27 protein-coding genes are annotated in these 25618 nt (G+C 46.6%); 20 read left to right on the forward strand and 7 right to left on the reverse strand.

Going from position 1 to position 25618, the window contains the following annotated elements:
• Nucleotides 1-19 precede the first annotated feature (19 nt).
• The 7 genes from EDC63_RS01100 to EDC63_RS01130 form a co-directional block, all read right to left on the reverse strand.
• A complete protein-coding gene (locus EDC63_RS01100) occupies nt 20-2284 on the reverse strand; it encodes a copper-transporting P-type ATPase (RefSeq protein WP_124947782.1) in 2265 nt (754 codons plus the stop codon).
• Nucleotides 2285-2337: 53 nt separating this feature from the next.
• Nucleotides 2338-3099: an HD domain-containing phosphohydrolase gene (locus EDC63_RS01105; RefSeq protein WP_124947781.1), complete on the reverse strand. Its 762-nt coding sequence runs from the start codon at nt 3097-3099 to the stop codon at nt 2338-2340.
• A 10-nt stretch (nt 3100-3109) separates the two neighbouring features.
• Nucleotides 3110-3499 (reverse strand): hypothetical protein, encoded by a 390-nt coding sequence (locus EDC63_RS01110; RefSeq protein ID WP_223248441.1) that lies wholly within the window; start codon nt 3497-3499, stop codon nt 3110-3112.
• Between the two features lie 9 nt (nt 3500-3508).
• Entirely contained in the window at nt 3509-5080 is a 1572-nt protein-coding gene (locus EDC63_RS01115; protein WP_124947780.1) for a multicopper oxidase family protein, read from the reverse strand.
• A 1-nt stretch (nt 5081) separates the two neighbouring features.
• Nucleotides 5082-5759: a Spy/CpxP family protein refolding chaperone gene (locus tag EDC63_RS01120; RefSeq protein WP_124947779.1), complete on the reverse strand. Its 678-nt coding sequence runs from the start codon at nt 5757-5759 to the stop codon at nt 5082-5084.
• A 63-nt stretch (nt 5760-5822) separates the two neighbouring features.
• Nucleotides 5823-6068: an SHOCT domain-containing protein gene (locus EDC63_RS01125; RefSeq protein WP_124947778.1), complete on the reverse strand. Its 246-nt coding sequence runs from the start codon at nt 6066-6068 to the stop codon at nt 5823-5825.
• A 78-nt stretch (nt 6069-6146) separates the two neighbouring features.
• Nucleotides 6147-6884, reverse strand: a complete 738-nt coding sequence (locus EDC63_RS01130) for a Spy/CpxP family protein refolding chaperone (protein WP_124947777.1) — start codon at nt 6882-6884, stop codon at nt 6147-6149.
• Nucleotides 6885-7209: 325 nt separating this feature from the next.
• On the opposite strand from EDC63_RS01130, the gene EDC63_RS01135 reads away from it, so the two are divergent.
• The 20 genes from EDC63_RS01135 to EDC63_RS01230 all read left to right on the forward strand — a co-directional run bounded on the left by EDC63_RS01135 (nt 7210) and on the right by EDC63_RS01230 (nt 25562).
• Nucleotides 7210-7887: a heavy metal response regulator transcription factor gene (locus EDC63_RS01135; protein WP_124947776.1), complete on the forward strand. Its 678-nt coding sequence runs from the start codon at nt 7210-7212 to the stop codon at nt 7885-7887.
• A complete protein-coding gene (locus tag EDC63_RS01140; protein ID WP_124947775.1) occupies nt 7884-9287 on the forward strand; it encodes a heavy metal sensor histidine kinase in 1404 nt (467 codons plus the stop codon). Before EDC63_RS01135 ends, EDC63_RS01140 begins: the two co-directional genes overlap by 4 nt.
• 182 nt (nt 9288-9469) lie before the next feature.
• Nucleotides 9470-10138 (forward strand): metalloregulator ArsR/SmtB family transcription factor, encoded by a 669-nt coding sequence (locus EDC63_RS01145; RefSeq protein WP_124947774.1) that lies wholly within the window; start codon nt 9470-9472, stop codon nt 10136-10138.
• A gap of 33 nt (nt 10139-10171) precedes the next feature.
• On the forward strand, nt 10172-10906 hold the full coding sequence (locus EDC63_RS01150; RefSeq protein WP_124947773.1) for an MBL fold metallo-hydrolase: 735 nt from the start codon (nt 10172-10174) through the stop codon (nt 10904-10906).
• 101 nt (nt 10907-11007) lie between these two features.
• The gene (locus EDC63_RS01155; protein WP_124947772.1) at nt 11008-12324 is read left to right on the forward strand and encodes an MFS transporter; all 1317 of its coding nucleotides are present in this window, start codon (nt 11008-11010) and stop codon (nt 12322-12324) included.
• Nucleotides 12325-12351: 27 nt separating this feature from the next.
• Entirely contained in the window at nt 12352-12693 is a 342-nt protein-coding gene (locus EDC63_RS01160; RefSeq protein WP_124947771.1) for a DsrE family protein, read from the forward strand.
• 12 nt (nt 12694-12705) lie between these two features.
• Entirely contained in the window at nt 12706-13173 is a 468-nt protein-coding gene (locus tag EDC63_RS01165; protein ID WP_124947770.1) for a rhodanese-like domain-containing protein, read from the forward strand.
• Between the two features lie 80 nt (nt 13174-13253).
• A complete protein-coding gene (locus EDC63_RS01170; RefSeq protein WP_124947769.1) occupies nt 13254-13898 on the forward strand; it encodes a class I SAM-dependent methyltransferase in 645 nt (214 codons plus the stop codon).
• An 87-nt stretch (nt 13899-13985) separates the two neighbouring features.
• On the forward strand, nt 13986-15398 hold the full coding sequence (locus tag EDC63_RS01175) for a cryptochrome/photolyase family protein (protein WP_124947768.1): 1413 nt from the start codon (nt 13986-13988) through the stop codon (nt 15396-15398).
• A gap of 104 nt (nt 15399-15502) precedes the next feature.
• Complete coding sequence (gene atpD, locus EDC63_RS01180; protein WP_223248440.1) at nt 15503-16903, forward strand: F0F1 ATP synthase subunit beta; 1401 nt, start codon at nt 15503-15505, stop codon at nt 16901-16903.
• Nucleotides 16900-17301, forward strand: coding sequence for a F0F1 ATP synthase subunit epsilon (locus tag EDC63_RS01185; RefSeq protein WP_124947767.1), 402 nt, complete (start codon nt 16900-16902; stop codon nt 17299-17301). The genes atpD and EDC63_RS01185 overlap by 4 nt, the downstream gene beginning before the upstream one ends.
• Nucleotides 17302-17332: 31 nt before the next feature.
• Nucleotides 17333-17608 carry an AtpZ/AtpI family protein gene (locus EDC63_RS01190; RefSeq protein ID WP_124947766.1) on the forward strand — a complete coding sequence of 92 codons (276 nt, stop codon included), beginning with the start codon at nt 17333-17335 and terminating at the stop codon, nt 17606-17608.
• Nucleotides 17608-18288: a F0F1 ATP synthase subunit A gene (locus EDC63_RS01195; RefSeq protein ID WP_124947765.1), complete on the forward strand. Its 681-nt coding sequence runs from the start codon at nt 17608-17610 to the stop codon at nt 18286-18288. The genes EDC63_RS01190 and EDC63_RS01195 overlap by 1 nt, the downstream gene beginning before the upstream one ends.
• Before the next feature lie 92 nt (nt 18289-18380).
• Nucleotides 18381-18629 (forward strand): type II toxin-antitoxin system Phd/YefM family antitoxin, encoded by a 249-nt coding sequence (locus EDC63_RS01200; protein WP_124947764.1) that lies wholly within the window; start codon nt 18381-18383, stop codon nt 18627-18629.
• The gene (locus EDC63_RS01205) at nt 18626-19039 is read left to right on the forward strand and encodes a type II toxin-antitoxin system VapC family toxin (RefSeq protein WP_124947763.1); all 414 of its coding nucleotides are present in this window, start codon (nt 18626-18628) and stop codon (nt 19037-19039) included. The genes EDC63_RS01200 and EDC63_RS01205 overlap by 4 nt, the downstream gene beginning before the upstream one ends.
• Before the next feature lie 123 nt (nt 19040-19162).
• A complete protein-coding gene (gene pepN, locus EDC63_RS01210) occupies nt 19163-21820 on the forward strand; it encodes an aminopeptidase N (RefSeq protein WP_223248439.1) in 2658 nt (885 codons plus the stop codon).
• A 366-nt stretch (nt 21821-22186) separates the two neighbouring features.
• Nucleotides 22187-22456 (forward strand): ATP synthase F0 subunit C, encoded by a 270-nt coding sequence (gene atpE, locus EDC63_RS01215; protein ID WP_124947762.1) that lies wholly within the window; start codon nt 22187-22189, stop codon nt 22454-22456.
• Nucleotides 22457-22479: 23 nt separating this feature from the next.
• Nucleotides 22480-23229: a F0F1 ATP synthase subunit delta gene (locus EDC63_RS01220; protein WP_124947761.1), complete on the forward strand. Its 750-nt coding sequence runs from the start codon at nt 22480-22482 to the stop codon at nt 23227-23229.
• Nucleotides 23219-24724, forward strand: coding sequence for a F0F1 ATP synthase subunit alpha (locus EDC63_RS01225; RefSeq protein ID WP_223248438.1), 1506 nt, complete (start codon nt 23219-23221; stop codon nt 24722-24724). Before EDC63_RS01220 ends, EDC63_RS01225 begins: the two co-directional genes overlap by 11 nt.
• Nucleotides 24708-25562 carry a F0F1 ATP synthase subunit gamma gene (locus EDC63_RS01230; RefSeq protein ID WP_124947760.1) on the forward strand — a complete coding sequence of 285 codons (855 nt, stop codon included), beginning with the start codon at nt 24708-24710 and terminating at the stop codon, nt 25560-25562. The genes EDC63_RS01225 and EDC63_RS01230 overlap by 17 nt, the downstream gene beginning before the upstream one ends.
• The last annotated feature ends 56 nt before the right edge of the window (nt 25563-25618 follow it).

A 25618-nucleotide genomic window follows, 5' to 3' on the forward strand; every position in this document is an offset into this window, starting at 1 on the left:
AATCCAATTGTGAGCTTATTCATAGACTGACGCGTCGTAACCGCAAGGCATTGGTAATTACAGACACTGAGCTGAAACTCATGGCCGCAGCAGCGATCATGGGGGAAAGCAATAACCCGAAGATGGGATACAATACCCCAGCAGCTATGGGCACGCCGGCAGCATTATAGATAAAGGCAAAAAAGAGATTCTGACGAATGTTGCTCATGGTAGCTCGCGAGATTTTTCTGGCCCGCACAATGCCACGCAAATCACCTTTAACCAAGGTTACCCCCGCACTTTCCATAGCCACATCAGTACCGGTACCCATAGCGATACCTACCTGGGCCTGGGCCAGAGCCGGAGCATCGTTGATGCCGTCGCCAGCCATTGCAACAATTCGACCTTCTGCCTGAAGCTGTTTGATCACAGCAGCTTTCTGGTCAGGCAACACTTCAGCCTGAATTTCGTCGATGCCCAACTTTGCCGCTACCGCCTCGGCTGTCTTGCGGTTGTCTCCTGTTAGCATAACAATTTTGATTCCTTCTTCGTGCAGTAAACGAATCGCTTCCGGTGTGGTTGATTTAATCGGATCAGCTACGCCGATCAAACCGGCGGCCCGCCCATCAACGCCAAGGAACATGACCGTTTGCCCCTCTACGCGCAACGCATCAGCCTGTGTTGGCAAGTTTCCCACATCAATGCCAAGATCCTGCAACAATTTGATATTGCCCAAGGCAATCTTGCGCCCCTCCACCACGCCCGTTACGCCCTTGCCGGTGACTGATTGAAAATCCTCTGCTGAAACCAGTTTCATGTTACGTTTCTCTGCACCGCGTACGATGGCAGCTGCTAGAGGGTGCTCGCTGGCGCGCTCAACACTGGCAGCCAGACGGACAATTTCTGCTTCATCAATACCAGCCGCAGGGGTGATGCTCACCAATTCAGGATGGCCTTCCGTTAGCGTGCCAGTCTTGTCTACTACCAGAGTATCTACCTTGCGCATCACCTCCAGCGCCTCGGCATTCTTGAACAGTACACCCATCATGGCACCTCGCCCTGTTCCCACCATAATGGAAACAGGGGTGGCTAACCCCAGCGCGCAAGGACAAGCGATAATCAACACAGCTACTGCATTAATTAATGCATGAGCCAAACGCGGCTCAGGCCCCCATACCCACCACACCCCAAATGTAATTACAGCGGCGATTATCACGGTTGGTACAAAATAACCGGATACCACGTCTGCCAGCTTCTGGATAGGCGCACGAGAACGTTGTGCTTCGGCCACCATATGTACGATTTGCGCTAACAGAGTATCGCTACCAACCTTTTCTGCTGTCATTAACAGGCTTCCGGTTCCGTTTACCGTAGCGCCGATTACTTTTTCACCTGTGTGTTTTTCAACAGGAACAGGTTCGCCGGTGACCATGGATTCATCCACATGGCTTGTACCGTCTACTACCGTGCCATCTACCGGAACCTTTTCGCCGGGGCGAATGCGCAAACGATCTCCAGTCTGGACATGTTCTAGCGGAATATCCTCTTCACGCCCGTCATCACGAACAATACGCGCGGTTTTTGGTGCCATGCCCAAAAGCAGTTTGATGGCTGCATTAGTCTGACTTCGGGCACGAAGCTCCAGTACTTGCCCAAGTAATACAAGAGCTGTGATAACAGCGGCAGCTTCAAAATAAACTGGCACAACGCCCATGGCATTGAACACTGAACGTGGGAATATTTCTGGCACCAAGGCCGCAACCATACTATAGCCCCATGCCACCGACACCCCGAGGCCAATCAGTGTGAACATATTGAGATTTCGCGTTACCAGCGATTGCCATCCACGCACGAAAAAAGGCCACCCACCCCAAAGCACTACTGGCGTGGCTAATAGCAGTTCTAGCCACTGACGGGTATGCGGCTGGATGAACCGGGCAAAAACATCTGGCCAGAACTCCGCACCCATCGCACTGAAAAGTACCGGAATGGCAAGCACTGTACTAACCCAGAACCGCAAAGTCATATCGCGCAGTTCTGAATCATCTTCTTCTGAGGCCACAGTGCGTGGTTCCAAGTTCATGCCACATTTAGGGCAGTTGCCGGGGTGATCCTGGACTACCTCAGGGTGCATGGGGCAAGTATATTCAGTTTTCGATGTGGTTACAGGCATACCCATCGGTTCAAGGGCCATGCCGCATTTTGGACAAGCGCCTGGCTCCTGTTGACGCACCTCTGGATGCATGGCGCAGGTATAAGTAGTGGTACAGGTACCGCTTATACTACAAACAGGATCGTTAGACATGCGGTTAATTCTCCTAATTATTAGTAAAAAAACGACTGTTTTGTTACTTTGCGCTAGTTTTTTACCACGGGTGGTACATCAACACATTTGAGTTCTACCATTATTCGTAATGTTGCCTCTTCCATTAGAAATGTTTCTACCGCCAAAGGGTCAAATTGAGAACCGGCCATACGCTGTATTTCAGCTTTGGCTGCTTCGAAAGGCAGTCCTTTACGATAGGGACGGTCAGAGGTCATTGCATCCAGCGTATCAATTACTGCAAATAGCCGTGCCCAAAGCTGAATATTTTCTCCTGATAGCCCACGTGGGTAGCCAGACCCATCAAATTTCTCCTCATGACAGAGCACAATTTCTGCCGCTATTGCAAGATGCGGCACGCCTTTTAAAATTTGCTGCCCGATTTCAGGGTGCTGTTGCATGGTCTCCCATTCCTCTGGTGTTAGCGGTCCATCTTTAAGCAGGATGGCGTCAGGAATACCAATTTTGCCTATATCATGCAGGAGCGCTCCCCAATAAATCTGGCGCAGCGTCGCAGCATCGTGGCTAAAGTGTTTGGCAAGCACCATGGTATGGCAGGCAACACGTTTGGAATGCAGCCCTGTTTCATGTTCGCGGGCATCCAGTGCAGATGCGAGTGCTTCCGCCAAAGAGACGTAAGGCAATTCAGTTTCTGCCCATGCAGGTTCGTGGCCTGACATACCAAGAAAGCAACTTTCACACACTACGCCATCATCTTTTCTTACATACAGGTCTTTGGCAATAGGCTTGCCACAACTTTTACAGGTACATGAGTACGAAGCACTGGCATCTAGCATAAAAGCTTACCTAGTGCGCTTTTCCAGCATCACTGCTTCCATCGTGTGCAGCAGGAGGACGATTGCAGCATGCACCGCCTCCAGAAACGGCATTGGATTTGGCGTTTTCATCCAGAAAGCGATACCACGATAATTTTATTCGCGACCAGAAACCTGATGCGCGATATACGCTCATCTCATCTAGCAATGGTTCAATATCGCGCATACCAACGCAAGAGGCGTCATATGAAATTCTTAACCGGCCATTCTGATCTATGTTGGCATCAATAATAGGTTCGATGGTTTTAAGGCGCGTGACCGCTTCATGCCACCTCTCAGGAGCTGTTGGTGCCAACAGGATTTTTCGCGTGACATCGAATGGTCCTTTACCTGGTTTCATTTTCTTTGGTGTCTTATTCATATTATTTGGTTACGCCTTGATCAGAAAATTTCTCATCATGCCCATATCTTCATGTTCCAGATTATGGCAGTGATAGACAAACATGCCAGGGTAGTTATCGAATCGCATTAATAGTCGGACACGCTCGCCAGGCATGAGCAGCACTGTATCTTTCCACCCTTCATCTACATATCCTTCGTTCAAGCTATGCCATGCTGAAATTGCAGCAGGTTGAACTCGCCGACCTATAATACGGAACTGGACGCCATGTATATGTATTGGATGCGGCATGCCGCCACCCATCATGCCCATACTGGCTTCGTTGATAAATTCCCATATTTCAGTTGAGCCAAGACGTACTACTTCATCTTTTGCCACGCCATCCATCTCGAATACACGACCGTTCAAGCCCCATCGCATGCCAACCATGGTTGTGCGAAAAGTTCTGGGGTTAGCAAAATTACTGGCTTGTTCTGGACGCAACGGCGCAATGCTGGTCAACATTCCCGGCAGTTTTTCTGAAATTGCCGCACCCTTCCCTATTCGCACTTTGAGTACAGGAAACTCAGCGCCATTTGGTAGACTGCCACTACCGCCCATCATCCCTCCCATCATGGAGCCACCAGTCGAGGCGGCAAAAGGCTGGCTTTGCAGGGTAAGTTCCTCTCCTGCAACGCGCGTTGAAAAATCAACCCATAGCTCGATCCGTTCAGCCGGTGCAAGGGTGATATAAGTTCTGCGTACAGGTGCATAAAGTAAGCCGCCATCCGAACCAATTACGGTCATAGGTGAACTATCGTTCCAGGCTAATTTGTAAATGCGTGAATTAGATCCGTTCAGCAGGCGCAAACGGTAGGGTCTGCGTTCAACTGCGAGCGAGAAGTCAGGACGGCCATTTACCAGTATCTGGTCACCGATAAAACCGTTCATACGCGACATCATGCCAGCCATGCCGGGGCCATTTCCAACATAGCGCAATTGATTATCACTGGTGAAGCTGCGGTCTTGAATCACGAGCGCTACATCTCGCTCTCCATCGGGTAATTTAAGCGCGCGCTCTTCGTCATCGGTAACAATAAATAGTCCGGCCAAGCCCGCATTTACTTGCGTACCGGTTAGCTGATCGGGATGGGGATGAAACCAGTAGGTTCCGGCGCGGTTGCGTACTTCAAACTCGTAGGTATAGCGGCCACCTGGTGGCACAACATAGCGGGGATGACCATCCATAGCTTCAGGAATAATCAAACCATGCCAGTGCACCACACTGGGTTGAGGCAGTTCGTTGATAAAATTCACTCGTACACGAGTGCCCCGGCGAACATTGATTATGGGGCCAAGATAACTGCCTGGAATTGTTGTTACCGCATTCGCAGGACCTTTCAGTACTTTTGCTCGATAGCGCCAGACACCAGTAGATTGTCCCGGCAAGATAGCTATCTGATCAGGTGCGGCACGCAATTCCAATTCCAGATCAGGTGTAAAACCGTCAGGTGTTTCGGTGACGTTCTTCCTGGTTTGTGCCATACCGGGTAAAGCACCAAGCAGAGCTGTACCACCCAGAACACCAAGAAAACGTCTTCTGCCAGATTGATTCAGCGCCATGTTATTGCACTCCCTGTTGCGTATAGCCACGCGTGACAATTGACATTTTCTGGCGCTGGCTATCTGTTAACAGACTATCAATTTTCTGTTGCGCATCGATTGTTGCATCTAATTGTTTGCGTTGCAGATCATGCACCGCATTAGACGCAGCGCGAATAGCATTCCAGTCGCGTTTGGTGGTTGCATATAGCTTATTCAGCTGCGACTGTGCTTCCCAGAGTTGCTTCATGTCACTGCTATTTCGTTCATCCGATTCACTTTGTATCTGAGCAAGTTTCGACTCTTGCTCAGATGTGAGGTCAGGGAGTCCAAATGGCATCATGGCAAAACCCGAGTCGGTCATCCCATAACCCATTCCAGCGCCAAACACCGGGAAACCGGAACCATATTGACCCATCATTCCGTTGGAGTTCCTCATACCCCAGCCATAACCACTGCCACTCATCATGCCAGGGCCATAATTGCCTCCCATCAGGCCTGGCCCCATGCCAAACCAGCTTGATCTGCCATCTGCACGATACCCTTCTTCATTGCCCCAGCCACCCATATGACCCCAGCCCGCGCTCGGACCATAACCAGTTCCATAACCCATTCCACCTGTGCCGCCAAATGAAAGGAATCCCGAAATGAGAACAAGTACTACCCACAAAATAATCAACAATCCTCTATTTTTTTTCATATAGTTCCTTTATTTCTTAGCTGTACTATGTGCAAGAGTATTCATTCAACGTCTACATTCTGATTAACTGGTTAGATCGCGTTTTCTTTTCTGAAACTCTTGCTCGTCTATCTCGCCTCGTGCATAGCGTTCTTTCAGTATGTCCAGTGCTTTACTGTCACTACCGATCTGCCCTGTTGCACCAGAGGAATTGCCCATCCATTTAACCAATACGACAATACCAATAATGATAAGTACCCAAAAAAATATCATAAAAAAACCTCCGAATCCGCCACCGAAACCACCTGACATACCATATCCGCCCATCATTGATGTACTCCTGAAAAAGTTATTACTTATGGACTGTCAAAAATGCTTAACACTAGCCAGTCCATATATTTTTTTGGGTTAATAACCCATCATGCCTCTGCTAAAGCCTTTACGCATTTGGTTTTTTTGCTCTTTGGTAAGCACAGCGGCCATTTTGTTTTCCGCGTCAATACGCGTTTCCAGTGCCTGCCGCTGCAGCTCAGAGACCTTTCCATAAGCTTTACCAATCGCGGCTGGGTCACGTTTATCTGCGTTAAATAAATCGCCCAGTTTTTCTTGCTCTTCCCATATCTGGCGCATTAACGTGCGCTGCTTTTTCATCACTTCCGACTGAATTTTCTCAAGTTGACCGGTTTGTGCATCACTTAGATTAAGCATGGCCATTGGACCCATTCCACCAGCCCATCCACCCATCATGCCAGGTCCCATGCCATAACCTTGCCCCATTCCACCACCCATCATGCCAGCGCCGGGCCCATACCCTCCCATGCCACCACCCATCATTCCCATTCCTTGCCCCATCATTCCACCGCCCATCATTCCGGCACCATAACCACCGCCCCCCATCATGCCGCCCATAGGGCAACCACCACTTTGTTGCATGCCGTTTCCCTGGCCATATCCACCACCACCCATCATTCCATTTCCATGACCATAGCCTGGCATTGATCCAGGTACACCTCGTCCTTGCTCCTGTCCTTGCATCATTTGTTGATTAGGCATCGTTTGTTCATCTGCTAAAGCTAGGGTAGTTGTCCCAGCCAGGGTTGCAGCAACGATGGATGATGCAACTAATATTTTCATGGACTTGTTCATTTGAAACTCCTTTTCTTCCTGTTAAAAAAATACAACTAAAAATCACTGCACTTCATTTAAAATGAAGTGCCTTAATAGTTTTCAAGAATTACTCAAGGTCATAATTGTTTATTTGCTCCGGGATTGATGATAAATAAAGACGTTAATGCCAATGTTTAAAATATTCCCTGTAAATGGAAATTTTAAATGTTTATCCACAATCATCATCTTGCGCCACTGCTAACAACATAAAGCTGACACGAACATTACAAGTTTGTAAGCTAGTGATAATGTCTCCAATCAGGAGGAAAATAGCCTGACAGCTCAAGTATAGGAAAATATATTCATGAAAATCCTGATCATCGAGGATGAATCAAAGACCGGCAGTTACCTTAAACAAGGCTTGACCGAAGCAAGTTTTACTGTTGACCTGGCCCATGATGGCCTGGATGGTATGCATATGGCGCTAAGCGAAGCGTATGATCTGGTGATTCTTGACGTGATGTTACCCACACTTGATGGTTGGCAGGTTTTGCAAAGCATTCGGCGAGCAGGAAAAGAGATGCCGGTTCTGATGCTTACTGCCCGGGATGGGGTGGAAGATCGGGTAAAAGGCCTTGAGCTCGGGGCCGATGACTATCTGATTAAGCCGTTTGCTTTTTCCGAGCTACTCGCGAGAGTGCGAACGCTGCTACGAAGAGGAAAATCTAAGGAACCAGACCGATTTCAGGCAGCGGATCTTGAACTGGATCTGTTGCGGCGCCGTGTCACACGATCAGGCAAGAAAATTGATCTTACTGCTAAAGAATTTTTATTGCTGGAACTCTTGCTACGACGTGAAGGGGAGGTTTTACCTCGTTCACTGATTGCCTCACAAGTTTGGGACATGAATTTTGACAGTGATACCAATGTTATCGAAGTGGCAGTGCGTCGTCTTCGTGCAAAAGTAGACGATGATTACGAACCCAAACTGATCCACACTATTCGAGGTATGGGCTATGTTCTGGAGGTTCCTGAGCTGTGATACCACGCATTTCAATTACTGCCCGTCTTACCTTCTTTTTTGCCGTCACGTCAGCTATTATCATGATTTCTGTTGGTATTGTCCTGGACTGGGCAATGGAAAAGCATTTTAAGCAGCTAGATGTCGTTGAGATAAACGGCAAACTGGAACTGATCAGGCATGCCATTAACGAAAAACTGCCTCCAGAATCTAACAACTCTTTATCTTTACGTTTGAGTGATGCGTTGATCGGTCATCATGCGCTATCCGTCAAAGTACTCAAGCCAGGTGGTATTGAATTACTGAATCTGGGTGAGGCTGATTTCCCTGATACTTTAATGCAAGACCCCGTTGAAACAAATGCGGTGAACCGCGACATGCTGAGAACATGGCACGAAGGTGATAATACCTTTCATGGAGTTGCTGTAGCTTTATCTTCAGGCCAGCCAGGATTGCCCTTTATTGTGGCGCTAGGAACAAGCACTGAGCAGCATCAGGCATTTATTAACCTGTTTCAACAGACGTTGATGATCGCTGTAGCATTAGGCATATTACTCAGTAGTATTCTCGCATGGTTAGTGTCACACAAGGGACTAGAACCTTTGCGCAAAATTGCCAGAATCGCTGAAGGGATATCGGCAGAAAAACTACACAATCGGCTGCCTGTTGAAGTGGTACCTATTGAGCTTACAAACCTCGCAACGGCTTTGAATCAAATGCTGTCTCGCCTGGAAGAATCGTTTCATCGGTTGTCAGATTTTTCGTCAGACATTGCACATGAAATTCGAACACCTGTCAGTAACCTCATGACAGTGACAAATGTAGCGTTAACCAAGGCACGAAGTGCTGAAGAATATCGTGAAATTCTCTACTCGAATCTGGAAGAATATCAGCGGCTATCACGAATGATCGACGATATGCTGTTTTTGGCGAAAGCTGATAACGGTCTTTTGATACCGCATAATGAAGCAGTAGATCTCGCTTCAGAAATACAAGGACTGTTTACGTTCTATGAAGCGCTGGCAGAGGAAAAACATCTGGCGTTAACAAGTGAAGGACAAGGAGTCATCCAGGGTGACCGGCTTATGCTTCAGCGTGCGTTGAGTAATTTACTTTCCAATGCAATCCGCCACACACCCTCTGGCGGTAAAATCAGGATTGATTTGTTATCCGAAGTACCTGGTGTTGCCGTCGTTAATATAGAAAATACCGGAAATCCGATTCCGTTTAAATACCTGCCACGTATATTCGACCGTTTTTACAGGGTTGACCCCTCAAGGCAACGTTCAAGCGATGGCGCCGGACTGGGTTTGGCAATTACCAAGTCAATCATAGAAGCGCACGACGGCCATATCACAGCAACTTCCGATGATGATAAGACCCTTTTCACAATTCAATTACCCTTAAAACGCAAAAAATAACGTTTTATTAACAGCACAAAACCCTTCACGAACTTGTCGATAAGTTCTATTAACTTATTTATATTCAATTATTAACGAATCATATACAAAGTCATTCCGATAATTTTTATTGATTGTTCTTGACTTAATTCTGATATTAATTTACATTTCATTCTAATGTTCGTTAGATTGTGAGTTTGTAAATGAAATCATCACGAGAAATAAAGAATCTGCTTTATGAACAAGTAGCCAGAATTGGTAAAGCAGCATCCAGCCCTAAACGCTTAGAACTGATTGAAATACTCTGTCAGGGCGAAAAAAGTGTAGAAAATCTTGCAGCAGACGCAGAGATTTCAGTCAAATTAGCCAGTGCTCATTTAAAAGAATTGAAATCAGCCCGGCTTGTAGTAGCCCGTCGTGATGGAAAAAACATGTATTACAGCCTGGTTGATTCCAGGGTTGCTGATCTTTGGGTGATGCTGCGCGAACTCGCTGAAGAGCGCTTGCTGGAACTGCAGGAAGCCATGAGAGGATTAGTGGCAAGTCCGGAAGGTTTAGCTCCCTTCAGTCGTGTTGATCTGCTTGCTCAGGCAAAACGCGGTGAAATTTTTGTGCTTGACGTTCGGCCTGAAGCTGAATTCACTACTGCACATCTCCCTTATGCACGTTCTATCCCGGTATCTGAGCTAAAGCATCGTCTGAGCGAACTCCCGCATGATAAACCGGTGGTTGCCTATTGTCGTGGGCCATTTTGTCTGATGGCAAAAGAAGCAGTTGAAATGCTGAATAGAGAAGGATTTCAAGCATTTCGGTTTGAAGATGGCGTTGCAGAATGGCGCTTGCATGGATTGCCATTAGCCAATAATGCATAAGCTACCGAAACATTTACAGATAGGAGTTACATCATGTTTTTCAAACAATTTGCTACAAAAGAATCTTCACTTTCATACTTTTTAGGCTGCGGCACCCTGGGTAAGGCAATTGCTGTAGATGTGGTTTCTGGAGATGAAGAATGGTTTATTGAGGAAGCCAAAAAGGCCAACGTGACGATTAGCCACGTCATCGATACCCATATTCATGCTGATCATTATTCTGGTGGGCGCAAGCTTGCCACTATGATTGGTGCCCCCTATTGCTTGCACGAAAGTGATGCATCTGTGGTGAAATTCCCATTTCACCCCCTGCATGACAATGATGTCATCGAAGCCGGTAACGTGATTATTAAGGTACTTCACACCCCTGGCCATACTATGGATAGTATTTGCTTGATGGTTACAGACAAACGACGTGGCGAACAGCCCTGGTTTGTTATAACGGGTGACACTCTGTTTGTAGGCAGTGTGGGGCGCCCTGATCTTGCGGGCAGAGAAAAAGCGATGGCAGGCATATTATTCGATAGTCTTCATAGCAAGCTGCTTACATTACCAGATGAAGTGGAAATATTCCCCGGCCACCAGGCAGGAAGTGCCTGTGGCGCAGGCATTTCAGGGAAGCCTTCTTCTACCATCGGTTTTGAGAAACGCTTCAATACCGGTTTGCATATCAATAACAGGGAGGATTTTGTAAGTTATCTCACCAGTGAAATCCCTCCCCGCCCGGCAGAAATGGACAAAATGGTTGCAGCCAATATAGCAGCTTGATTCTGCAAATAATTTCGGGAATAACATTTTTTTAATTGTTATCCCCCGAAAAATCCTGTTTCACGCTGCATGGCTTCATAAAACATTTGGAACACAATTACATGAGCAATTCACAAACGCTGCACAAGCATTTCAGTAGTTACCAGCACGGTATTCGACACAATCAGACGCAATTCTTGCACCAACTGTTGCAAGTATTTATGGTCGGGTTAACGTTGGGTATGATGCGCACTGTCATACCGGCGCTGGCCGAAAGCGAATTCGGCGTACCTAAAGGTTCATTCATGTTGTTAATGACTTTTGTCGTGGCATTTGGTTTTGTGAAGGGTACTCTCAATTTTGTAGCCGGTAGACTTTCTGAACGTATGGGACGCAAAACAGTGCTTTTGCTAGGCTGGGTTTCAGCTTTGCCGATTCCCCTGATGATACTGTACGCACCAAGCTGGAACTGGATTGTGGCTGCAACGGTATTGCTTGGTGTCAATCAAGGGTTCACCTGGTCCATGACACAAACTTCCAAGCTTGATATTACGCGTGCAGATCAACGCGGGTTAACCATCGGCCTCAATGAATTCTCGGGATATGTAGGTGTTGCCATTGCGGGTATTATCACCGGCTACATGGCGCAGGCTTTTGGCGCGCGGGAAGGTTTGCTCATTTTTGGCATGGTGGTTATAACGCTGGCCATAGCAATCACGCTGTTTTGGGTAAAGGAAACCTTGCCGTGGGCCAAGGCTGAAGGTGCACGACTGAAAGCAGGAACATTGTTTGCTTTAAACCCGCGCTATCCAACCAATATTGCAGATAACCCTACTACCTGGGAAGTATTCACGCTAATGTCCTGGCGTGACAAACGTATGGCAGCGATCAGTCAGGCAGGGTTGGTTGAAAAATTTGTCGATGCGCTTATCTGGGTGTTTTACCCGGTATTCCTTTATCAGCATGGGCTGAATCTGGCAAATATAGGCTGGATTGTGGGTGTTTATGGATTCGTTTGGGGTGGCTCACAATTTATTACCGGCAAACTTTCCGATCACATTGGCCGTCATAAACCCATCATATTGGGAATGTGGATATGCGGTGCAGGCGTCGGCATGATGCTGATGGGTGAAGGCGTGCTCTGGTGGTCCATATCGGCTGCGGTAACAGGATTTGGTATGGCGCTGCTTTACCCTAATTTGAGTGCTGCAGTAGCTGACATTGCTCACCCAAACTGGCGTGGTTCCGCCATCGGTATATATCGGTTCTGGCGAGATTTGGGTTATGGCATTGGCGCATTGGCGCTTGGAATAGTCGCCAATTACAGCGGTGCAATCACATCCGGCTTCTGGCTGGTTACCATTGCCATGTTGATATCCGGATTAATCGTATTGATATGGGGTGAAGAGACCCATCCACGAATTAATCCAGCACATTAAATCCCTGGAAATTAAAAGGTATATTTCTTGAAAACGCTTATTATTTTGCATGCTGCTGCAGATGCGCCGGATAACCGCGCATTCACTTCAATTAGACTAGCTGGTGCGTTACTGGCAGACAATATAGAAGTAACTTTATTTCTTGTCGAAGAAGGTGCCAGGCTTGCCGATCCTGCACTCGGTGAAATCAACCCGTGCCGAGAACTGTTCTACGAACTGATAGATGCCGGAATGCAGGTTTTTATTTGTGGTGCCACAATGCGAAAATTAGGATGGGATGATGGATATACTATGCCGGGTATAGTACGCAGCTCCATGAAGGCTTTAAGTTCACTGATGACTGAAGCTGATGAAATTGTCACTTTTTAAATGGAGATGGGCATGATCGAGATAAACAGAACACTTAGTATAGGCATTTTATTTCTGGGATTGGTGTTAGCTGCATTACCTTCTTACGGAGCAGACAGTGCAACCGTAAAGACGATGGAAGAATATCTGGATTTTGTTGATTATGGTGGCGCAACCATTTTTCCAGAGCAAATTCCCTCTGAAGATTGGAAAAGATTCTATGTAATTGATGCGCGCGATGCTGATCAATATCAAAAGGATCATATTCCTGGGTCAATCAATATTGAGTGGCGACAAGTGTTAGCAAAACGCGCAGAATTACCCAAGGATAAACCAGTACTGATTTACTGCAATACCGGTTCGCTTTCAGCTCAGGCTGGTTTTGCACTGCGTGTGGCTGGCATGGATAATGTACGAATTTTACAAGGCGGTTATAGTGAATGGAAAAGTAAGGGTGGATTCGATGCTAATCGTCGCGCGTCACTGCCTGCCAAACATTAATATCTATTCGAGCCGCTAAAGACGCTCTGTATATTATTTTTGTTTCTTTAGACTTAACCGCAGGAATTGGGGAGACTTGAGTGACTCCTGATACATATGATGCCTGGTATCTAACACCAAGGGGTAATTGGATTGGTCAGACGGAATACCAACTAATACGTGCACTTCTTCAGGCAGAACCTGGATCAAGCATTGTCGATGTTGGATGCGGTACAGGATACTTCACCCGGCGCTTTGTGAGGGATGGTATACGGGTCACAGGTTTAGACCCGAATCAGGCGATGGTTGACTATGCGTATTTGCATCGTGTAGCTGATGAGCGCTACATTCGTGGTGATGCCGTCGCCCTGCCCTTTTCTGATCGTTCTTTCAAATATTGTTCTGCCATTACATCTCTCTGTTTTATAAAGGATCAGACTTTAGCTGTTTCTGAAATGGTGCGTGTCACGGAGAGTCGCATAGCACTCGGTCTTCTGAATCGCCATAGTCTGCTTTTTCAGCAGAAAGGCAAAAATGGTGGATCTGGTGCTTATAAGGGTGCACATTGGCATTCAGTTTCAGAAGTGCCTCAACTGTTCTTAGGTTTGCCTGTGACCAATCTGCAGATTCGCTCTGCAATTTATCTCCCAGGCGGTAATATTATGGCAAGAAGTATTGAGGCAATAATGTATCACCGTCTTCCTCTTGGTGGTTTCCTCATCGTAACGGGTGATATTATTCATTAACGCTGAAATGAATCCAGAAAATGTTTCTTTACGCATTCACATAAAAGCATATGTATATACATTTTAACTCACAACAACATAATAATTATGGGTTTTAAATACAAAAAATCTTTATGCTGGTTCCGTCGTGATCTAAGGTGTGTTGATCATGCGGCTCTTTACCATGCCTTGAAAAACAGTACTCAAGTGTATTGTGTATTTGTTTTTGATACGGATATTCTGGCGAACTTGTCAGATCAAGCAGACCGTCGAATTGACTTCATTTGGCAAAGCGTTCGTGAATTGCAGCAAGCCTTGGAAAAACTGGGTGGAGGACTGATTATTCGCCATGGCAGCGCAATAGGAGAAATAACGGATCTAGTGGAAGAATTAGGCGTCAATGCGCTTTATTTCAATCATGATTATGATCCAGACGCGTTAGGCCGTGACGACAGGATAAAGCAGCTTTTACAACAGCAAGGTGTTGATATTCATACTTTCAAAGATCAGGTGATCTTTGAAAAAAATGAAGTGCTGACCCAAAGTGGCAGCGCCTATAACGTATTTACTCCTTACAAGAATGCCTGGTTAAAAAAACTGGATGCTTCTGCAATTCAAGCCTATCCGGTTGATCAATACATTTCATCACTAGTTCCACAATCCAGCCCGATTCCAACCCTCGCAGAACTCGGCTTTGAAAAGGCTGATTTAAAATTTTCCACCGGCATGAGCGGAGCCAATACATTATTTGAAAATTTCAAGCAACGTATAGCACATTATCATGAGTGGCGGGATTTTCCTTCGGCTAAAGGGCCATCGTATTTATCCGTTCATTTGCGATTTGGCACTATTTCGATCAGAGCGTTAGTTAATTTTGCCCTGACTCAATCTGGGCCTGGTGCACAAACCTGGTTAAGTGAACTCATCTGGCGCGACTTTTATCAGATGATTTTGTATCACTATCCTCATGTTGTCAGCCATGCCTTTAAGGAAAAGTACGACAAGATCAAGTGGCCTGGCACAGACTCTCATTTCAAAGCCTGGTGCACAGGCCAAACGGGTTACCCTTTGGTGGATGCAGCCATGCGCCAACTTAACCAGACTGGTTACATGCACAACCGGCTACGTATGGTAGCTGCTTCTTTTCTGGTAAAAGATTTGCAAGTGGACTGGAAAAAAGGCGAGCACTACTTTGCGCAAAAACTGCTGGATTATGATCTTGCAGCCAATAATGGCGGTTGGCAGTGGGCGGCCTCAACGGGATGCGATTCACAGCCCTGGTTCCGTATTTTTAATCCCGTTACCCAATCAGAAAAATTTGATCGCGAAGGCGATTTTATCCGTAAATATGTGCCGGAGTTGACTAATTGCGACTCTAAGGCAATCCATACTCCATGGAAGTTGTCGCCTGCACAGCAACAGATATGCGGAATTACCATCGGAAAAGACTATCCTTTACCCATAGTTGATCATGCTGTTGCACGTGATATCACGCTAGCACTTTTCAACAGGACAGGATAATTAAAATACTGCTGCTATCGCACTCATTACCCGCTGCAGTGATAAACTGTCACTTACCAAGCCTGTAATAAAATGAAATGTTTATCTGAAATTGGGGTGCGTTATTGCAAACAGTTACAGACATAACCGAACCTGCGGGTAATTTAATCGGTGTGATAGAAGAAGTCCACGGACCGGTCGTGGATATTATGTGCGACCGCCTCCCTCCCCTGCATCAGGCATTGTTTACCTCGTTTGATCATGAACACTTTGTTTTTGAAGTGCATCGCCACCTGGATGAGCGCAGAGTGCGCGCTATTACCCTGCATCGCACCAGCGGACTTAAACGCGGGCAAAAGGTTTATGATAGTGGCGGCCCTTTAGAAGTGCCTGTTACACCGGATTGCCTTGGGCGCCTGATTGATTTGTTTGGTGCACCGCTGGATGGTGGCGAGCCGTTTCCAGCGACAGAATTCCGGCGTATTATCACTCCCCCTGCACCACTCTCGGAAAGTATTGCTGCAAGCGGCATTCTGGAAACCGGAATCAAGGTAATCGATTTGCTCTGCCCATTTGTAAAGGGAGGAAAAACAGGGCTGTTTGGTGGCGCGGGTGTTGGCAAAACCGTATTGATCATGGAATTCATGCACGCCATTGTTAATTTGCACCAAGGTGTGTCGGTATTTGCAGGTGTAGGAGAACGCATTCGCGAAGGGCATGAACTGTGGCATGAAATGCAGGATGCAGGCGTAATGCCGCGCACACTCATGGTATTCGGGCAGATGGATGAATCGCCAGGAGTGCGTTTTCGCGTTGGTTTATCTGCACTTACCTATGCAGAATACTTGCGCGATACACTCTCAACAGAAGTCCTGTTTCTTATGGACAACGTTTTCCGTTTTGTACAGGCAGGCAGTGAAATATCAGGGCTGCTCGGCCGTATGCCCGCTACTGTGGGCTACCAGCCAACTCTCATGAGCGAAGTAGCAGAATTGCAGGACCGTATTATCTCTACCCGCAAAGGGAATATCACCGCTGTAGAAGCCGTATACGTGCCAGCGGATGACATGACCGACCCGGCTGTAAGCACGATTCTCACCCATCTGGACACAGTGGTTATTTTATCAAGAAACCAGGCCAGCAAAGGGATTTATCCTGCAGTTGATCCGTTGCTATCCATGAGTAAAGTCATGGATAGATCATTTCTGGGAGAGCGGCATTATGAAGTTGCCTCTGCAGTTCGGGAACATCTGGCACGATACCATGAGCTTGAAGACATCATAGCCATGCTCGGTGTGGAATCACTATCTGAAGAAGATCACCGAATTGTATTGCGAGCACGCAGACTTCAACGCTATTTAACCCAGCCTTTTCATGTGGTGACAGAGCACACGGGAATCAAGGGCGTATCCGTACCCTTGGCCGATACGCTGACAGACTGCGAGGCTTTCTTGCGTGGTGATTACGATAATACACCTGAAGAAAAATGCTACATGCGCGGCACAATGAAGAATTCTGGTCAATGACCTCATTTGTTATCCATTTGCAAAGTCCTACTCAATCACAGCAGATTGAAGATGTAGCAAGTTTCGTAGGACAAGATGAATCAGGCAGCTTCGGGATTCAGGCCGGGCACGAGCGTATGATGACTATACTGTCCTATGGTTTAGCACGTTATCGCACGCGGGAAGAAAAGTGGATATATCTTGCTTTGCCAGGTGCTGTGGTCTACTTCGTTGGCAATGGGCTGTATATCACTACACGCCATTACTACTTGGACACAGACTACCAGCGAATCAGCAATGCGCTCCTGAAGGAATTAATGGACGAGGAAGAATTACTGCACACTGTAAAAGAAAGCATTACGCGGCTTGAGCAGGAAATGTTGCGGCGTATGTGGCAGATGCAACGCGTAGCCAGTTGAGCTATGCTGAAGAAGCAAATTGGATAAGATGATGGGAAGCAACGATAAACTCAGGCACAAGGTGGAGCAGCAAGCCAAACGGATGCAACAGGCAGAAAGCGAACAAGATTCTTTAGTTGCCCAGACAATCTATCTGGGTACCCTTGCTTTACTCTTTGTGTTACCCGTCATTGGCGGCGCATACCTGGGTAACTGGCTGGACAATATGGATGCGGGTTATTCATACAAATGGACAGTCGGACTCATCGCGTTAGGTATAGGGGTGGGGATATTTAATGTCTATATGTTCGTTCGGGAGCACGAATAATGGAAAAGGCAGTGATACTGTTCCATATCGGACCATTTGGCATCTCAAATATTATCGTCGTTACCTGGGGAATCATGGTTGGGCTGGGTCTTTTCTCGTGGCTTGCCACTCGAAACATGGTACTTGATCCCGGCCCCTTGCAAACAGTACTGGAAGGCATTGTTTCTGCAATAGAAGATGCTATTCAGGCCGTATTGCCGCATAAAGCGCAAATGTTGCTGCCTTTCATCGGTACGTTATGGATTTATATTCTGATAGCCAACCTGATCGGCTTAATCCCCGGCATTCCCTTTCCTACCAGTAATCTGTCTGTCACTGCTGCACTCGCCACATTAGTGTTTCTTTCTGTGCCCTGGTACGGTATCCGCAGTGATGGATTCAGTACTTATATGCGACACTACATGAGTCCCAGCCCGCTTTTGCTGCCATTCCATATCATTAGCGAGATTTCACGTACAGTTGCCCTCGCAGTTCGGCTATTTGGCAATATGATGAGCCTTGAGATGGCTGCCTTGCTGGTACTTCTGGTAGCTGGCCCACTTGTACCCATACCACTACTAATGCTGCATATTGTGGAAGCGCTGGTACAGGCTTATATATTTGGTATGCTTGCGTTAATCTATGTTTCCGGCGCAATACAATCGCAAGAACTCACTAAAACTAAAAGTATTGCTACTTAGTGTGGCTTAGCCGTTAACTAAAATGAACCTTGCTAAGCTATTCTAGTAAATATAAAATGACTAGACTGACTAGTTTGTTTAAAGGAAATATCATGCAAATATGGCAACTTCAAGAAGCTAAAGCCCGTTTGAGCGAAGTAATTAAGAAAGCGCTTAATGAAGGGCCTCAGGATATTTCCCTGCGAGGTCACCCAACTGCAGTTGTGCTGTCCCACTCGGATTATGAACGACTGATCCAACCCAAACCCGGGTTCATCGCTTTTCTTAGCGAATCCCCATTACATGTTGTGGAACTTGAGTTGGACAGGGATAGCTCCCTTACACGCGAGGCTGGTCTTTGAGTTATCTGATTGACACTCATGTCATTTATGAACTTGTACGCGCGAAACCCGAAGCGCGTGTAGTGGAATGGTTTGACGGAATGCCTGATTCGGCACTTTACATTAGCGTATTGACGTTGGGGGAGTTACGCAAAGGCGTGGAAAAGCTGCCAGACATTGCTCGTCGTGAAAAACTACGCTTGTGGCTTGAGAATGACTTGCATAAATGGTTTGGCAACAATTTACTTCCCATAGATGCAGCCGTGGCAGACAGATGGGGACGGATGCTAGCCGAAGCGGATCGGCCTCTGCCCGCTGTAGATAGCCTGCTAGCTGCAACTGCGCTACAACATGACTTGAGGCTGGTAACGCGTAACGAAAAAGACTTTAAGTTTCCAGGATTGGTAGTAGTTAATCCGTGGAATATGTAAATTGAGTCATCTCACACTGAACTTACAGAACCAAAATTGCCCTTCGGCAATCTCTAGCGAACGAAAAGCTGATTCGCTCGCTTCAATTCTAACCAAAGAAACTAAATCGTAACGGAATGATTCATGAACGCACCAGATAAAATAATGACAGATGCACCCAAGGCTATTTATTTAAAAAATTACACAGCACCAGCTTACCTGATTGATACAGTTGATCTGCATTTTGATCTCTTTGAAGATCACGCCCGCGTTACTTCTCGCCTCGCCATGATTTGTAACCACGACCGCTCACAAGGTGCTAAACCGCTGGTGCTCCATGGCGAAAAAGTGAAACTGATTTCAGTGAAACTAAATGATCAGCTATTGCCAGCTGCGGGTTATCAGGTTACGAATGAAAATCTGACTGTTTCCGATCTGCCGGAATCATTCACACTGGAAGTTGTGACCGAGATCAAACCCCAGGAAAATAAAGCTCTGGAAGGGTTATATAAATCCGGTGGGCACTTCTGTACACAATGTGAAGCTGAAGGTTTCCGCAAGATTACTTATTTCCTCGACCGACCAGACGTTATGGCCAAATACACCACAACCATTGTCGCCGATACCAAGTATCCACAACTACTTTCCAACGGCAATTTAGTAGACCATGGAAAACTGGAAGGAAACAGGCATTGGGCAAAGTGGGAAGACCCATTTAAAAAGCCCAGCTACCTGTTTGCGCTGGTGGCCGGTGACCTGTCTTTTTTGGAAGATACATTTGTTACATGCTCCGGTCGTAGTGTTACGTTGCGCATATATGTAGAACATCACAATCTGGATAAAACCGAACACGCCATGCATTCCCTTAAAGCAGCCATGCGCTGGGACGAGGAAACTTTTGGACTGGAATACGATCTGGATATTTACATGATCGTAGCAGTAGATGACTTCAACATGGGGGCAATGGAGAACAAAGGCCTCAATCTGTTCAACTCCAAATACGTGCTAGCTAAACCAGAAACCGCTACTGATGCAGATTTTGACGGGATTGAAAGCGTAATAGGCCATGAGTATTTTCATAACTGGACAGGCAACCGCGTGACATGCCGAGACTGGTTTCAACTCAGCCTGAAAGAGGGTCTCACCGTATTTCGGGATCAGGAGTTTTCTGCAGATATGTCATCCCGTGCGGTAAAGCGCATCAACGATGTACGTTCGTTACGCACCATTCAGTTTCCGGAAGATGGGGGCCCTATGGCGCACTCTGTCCGCCCGGATTCTTATATTGAAATCGGTAATTTCTACACCAGCACCATCTACAACAAAGGTGCGGAAGTCATACGCATGATGCACACGCTACTGGGGCAAGAGGGCTTCCGCAAGGGTATGGATTTGTATTTTGAACGCCACGATGGCCAGGCTGTTACCACCGATGACTTTGTTAAAGCCATGGAAAGTGCTAACAACAGGGATCTCACCCAGTTCAGACGTTGGTATACTCAGGCAGGTACACCTGAAATAACCACAGAAGGACAATACGACCAAGAAAAACAAGTGTATACGCTGACAATTAAACAAACCTGCCCTGCCACACCGGGTCAGCCACACAAAGAACCCTTTCATCTGCCAATCGCAATGGGTTTGCTGGATGATCAGGGTAATGATGTGCCATTGCAACTGGAAGGCGAGACACAAGCTGCAGGAACATCCCGCGTACTGGAATTATGTCAGGCAGAACAGGACTATCGTTTTATCAATGTCGCTCAGCAGCCCCTGCCATCATTACTCCGAGGTTTTTCAGCACCGGTAAAGTTACACTCAAAAACCAGCCACGAAGCATTAGCCTTTTTGCTTGCCAACGACAGTGATGCCTTTAACCGCTGGGAAGCAGGCCAACGACTAGCGGGGGAAATTATTTTAGGATTTGTCGCTGCATATCGAAACGGTAAAGAAATGACCTTGGACGATACTTTTGTGCAAGCCGTAGCCAAATCCCTCGAAAGCAACCTTGATCCGGCACTGGTAGCGCAATTACTTACCTTGCCCAGTGAACTTTACCTGGCCGAATTAATGACCACAGTAGATGTAGAGGGCATCCATCTAGCAAGAGAATTTGTTCGCAAAACACTGGCAGAGCGCCTTAAAGGCGCTTTTGAGAAAACCTATAAAACCAACAGTGATTCTGGTGCATATCGCTTTGAATCAGAAAGTGTAGCTAAGCGTAGCCTGAAAAACCTTGCTCTCAGTTATCTGATGACACTGAATGACACCGCATCTCGCAGGCTGTGCATGCAACAGTTTGAAACTGCCAACAACATGACTGACAGCATAGCAGCACTTATTACACTGGCTAATCAGGATTGTGCAGAACGGGTGCCTGCCCTTGCGGCATTTTATGAAAAATGGCGCCATGACCCGCTGGTACTGGATAAATGGTTCGGACTTCAAGCAATGTCTCAACTACATGGAACGCTGGCAGAGGTGCAAGCATTGACGCTTCATCCGGCATTTGAAATCAAGAACCCAAACAAGGTTTACTCGTTAATCGGTGCACTTACGCGCTCTAACCCGGTACGATTCCATGATGCTTCCGGTGATGGTTACCTCTTTCTGGCAGATAAAGTACTACAGATCGACGCTTTCAATCCATCCGTTGCAGCACGCATGTTGGGTGCGCTCAGTCGCTGGCGCAAGTTTGATGAAAAACGCCAGATATTAATGAAAGCACAACTGCAACGCATTTTGGCTCAACCTGGTTTATCTAAGGATGCCTATGAGGTTGTGTCTAAAAGTCTTGCATAGTACATTGTTAAGTAATAACTAATTAGTATTATTTGTGGGGCTTTTTGACTTGGGAAATGGATTGAATTTAGAAAGTTATTGGGCTGATGGTTATAATCACCCTTTGATTAATATGAATCAGGTTTATATGAAGTACTCTAGCCAAAATATATGAATATTTTTTAAAGTACAGTCTGTAACATATTGTTATTAAATTATTAACTTTAAGTTTAAAAGAAAAAATTTACGCCCTCTCCCCTAGTGGGAGAGGGCTGGGGATAGGGGTACATAATACCTAACCACCTCTCCCGCATTTCCCATTACGTTTTAGAGATAACCATATGATTCCAGACAAGAATAAAATCGGCAATAAATCGGGAGTAATACATGAGTGATATGACCTTGTTTACAGTACTTTCCACGTTGGGTGCATTGCTTGCCATTGCGATTGGCGTCATGTTTCCGGCCATTGCAATGGGGCGCGCCATCAGTCAGGCGTTAGATGCTTTGGCGCGGCAGCCCGAGGCAGAAAAAGCCATCACCCGGACCCTTTTCATCGGGTTAGCCATGATCGAATCACTGGCAATTTACGTGCTGGTAATCGTGTTGCTAGTACTCTTCAGGAACCCGCTATTGCAATACCTGCTTCCTAAATAGCCCATTAAATCAGGATGTAATCTGTGGAACTGGATTGGACAACATTTTTTCTGGAAATACTTAACTTCCTGGTCCTGGTATGGATCCTGAAGCATTTTTTTTATCGCCCGGTACTGGCCGCTATCAATCGACGACGATCGTACATTGAGGAAACACTGGCAAATTCAACAAAAATTCAGGAAGAAGCCTTAACCCTGAAGGCAGCAAATGAAACGGAGCGTGCAGCGTGGGATAAAGAGCGTGATGCTCTTCATATCAAGCTAACCGAGGAAATAAATGCCAAACGCGAGCATATGATGGCTGAACTGACAGAAGAAGCCGAACAGATACGTGAAAAAAATCGCGCTTTAGACGATAAACGACAACAAGAATGGCAACGCGCAACTGAAGAAAGAGCACTGACCCAGGCTACTCAATTTACCGCCACACTTCTATCACGCCTGGCTTCACCAGAACTGGAAGCCAAGCTGTACGCTTTACTGATTGAGGATTTACAAGAATTAACACCAGCGGAAGCGTCATCACTCTTATCCACTTCCAAACTTTCAGATTTACTCATTAAAGTAGAAAGTGCCTACCCTTTGAGCCAATTACATCGCACAGAATTAAGCGAACTTCTAACTGAGCTAATCGGCCAAACATTACCAGTTAATTTCAGCGAGAACCCCACGCTTCTCTGTGGTTTGCAAGTCAGCATAGGCCCATGGATATTGCATGCCAACCTGCGTGATGAGCTCGCTTTATTCAAGGACTCCAGGCACAGTGCTTCCTGAAAAAAAACTATCCGAAAACTCGCATTCTCCACTTGATATCCGTAAAGAGTGGCTAAAGAGCTATCAATTCCGCACACGTATTTCAGAGCAAGGCACGGTTATTTCGGTAGGTGATGGGATTGCCTGGATAATCGGTTTACCTTCAGCCAAAATGGATGAGATCATTAATCTGGCAGATGGTAGTCAAGCATTGGTCTTTCACCTGGCGAAAGAGCGAATTGGCGCTATATTGTTAAAGCAGACAGAACAGCTTACAGCAGGTACAACCGCCTATCTTTCAGAGAAAAAACTCAGCATAGGCGTGGGGGATGGGTTGCTGGGGCGCGTCGTTGATTCCCTCGGCACCCCGCTGGATGGTAAACCTGCGCCAGACCTTGATTGCCAGAGGGAGTTAGATACCCTCTCCCCCCCCATCATCAGCCGTGATTTTGTCAATACACCCTTGTATACCGGATCGAAAATTGTCGATACGCTGGTACCTATTGGCAAAGGGCAGCGCCAGCTGATCATCGGCGATAATGGAACCGGCAAAAGCGCACTGGCGCTAGATACGGTAATTAACCAAAAAGATAAAAACGTACTCTGTGTCTACGTACTCATTGGGCAAAAGCGCTCTTCAGTGGTAAGCACTATTGAAACCCTTCGCCAGGCAGGGGCGCTGGAGTACGCCACAGTGGTGGTTGCCGAAGCTACTGCTATGCCGGGGCTAAAATACCTTGCCCCTTTTGCAGGTTGCGCGATAGCAGAGGCATGGATGTGGCAAGGTAAAGATACGCTTATTATCTATGACGACCTCACTACCCACGCGCGCAGTTATCGGGAACTCTCACTGTTACTGCGCAGGCCACCAGGCAGGGAAGCCTATCCGGGCGATATTTTCTATCTTCATGCGCGGCTTCTGGAGCGTTCAACCTGCCTTGCATCGCACCACGGTGGCGGTAGCATGACAGCTTTGCCTATCGTTGAAACAGAGCAAGGGGAAATTGCAGCTTATATCCCTACTAATCTCATTTCCATCACCGATGGACAGATTTACCTGGACACACAACTATTTGCTCAGGGTTTTTTACCGGCCATTGATGTAACCAAATCTGTTTCCCGCATTGGCGGCAAAGCACAGCATCCCATTATCAAAAACGAAGCTGGCCGAATGAAGTTGGATTATTTGCAGTTTCTTGAGCTGGAAGTGTTTACCCGATTCGGGTCAAGACTGGAGGCAAGCATGGCCGCAAGAATAAAACGCGGACAAACCCTCAGGGAACTGCTTAAGCAAGAGCGGCTTGCCCCGCTATCAATTGAATTTCAAATGGCCTGGCTTGTTGCCCATAACGAAGGATTATTTGATAACCTCGATCGCGCTCAAATCGTAAAACAACTTAAACGATTGCAGCAAGATGTAGAAACATCCGGGATGAAGCTCGCGGACGGCAAAGAGCAATGGCACAGCGCAGTCCATCTATGGCTGACTGAGAATACCCATGAGCAGACGGCGTAACCTTCAACAGCGGGTAGAAAGCCTGGGGGAAATTCAGAGCATTATGGGTGCCATGAAAAACCTGGCATTTATGGAAACCAGAAAACTCGCTCAATTTTTAACGTCCCAGCAACAATCAGTTGCTTCAATTGAACTGGCCGCAAACGATTTTGTCAGTTTTTATGGCAATACCTTGCCCCAGCATAAAGCAATAAACGAAGTGTATTTAGTCATTGGATCAGAACGTGGATTCTGTGGTGACTTCAATGAAAAACTGGTTGAAGTGGTATTCTCATACCAGCCAGATATGACGATCCAACCTCCTATTGTTGCAATTGGCAACCGGCTTGAGTCCAAGCTTCGCAACCAACCTTCTTTGGTAACAATCATTGAAGGTGCCAGCGTAACGGAAGAAGTAGAGCCCATCATCACCCAAATAGCTAACCGTCTGGTAGAAATGCAAAAGGCGCTGACACAAGGCACTGTACTGGGGGTTACAGCTTTTTATCATAGCGACGAAGCAAACGGTATTAAAGTTCGGCGCCTGTTGCCATTACCCAAAACCACACAACCTGATCTGCATTATTCTCACCCACCGCTACTCAACCTTGCACCGTTGGAGTTTTACGCAGGGCTCACAGAACACTACCTCTATGCAGCCCTCCACGAAACCATATACAGCTCGCTCATGGTAGAAAACCGCTACCGGCTTGAACACATGGATAACGCCATTCGCCAGATGGATAAAAAACTCAGCCAACTTAAATTAAAATACAACGCCCTGCGACAGGAAGAAATCATAGAAGAAATTGAAATCATTATGCTCAGTGTAGAAACGCTGACGTCTTCAACAACTTGAAACTATTTGAGAGCTCAACTCAAGATACGAGCGTAAAATTCTTCTATTTCTTCAAA

It is taken from the genome of Sulfurirhabdus autotrophica (assembly GCF_004346685.1).
Classification (GTDB): domain Bacteria; phylum Pseudomonadota; class Gammaproteobacteria; order Burkholderiales; family SMCO01; genus Sulfurirhabdus; species Sulfurirhabdus autotrophica.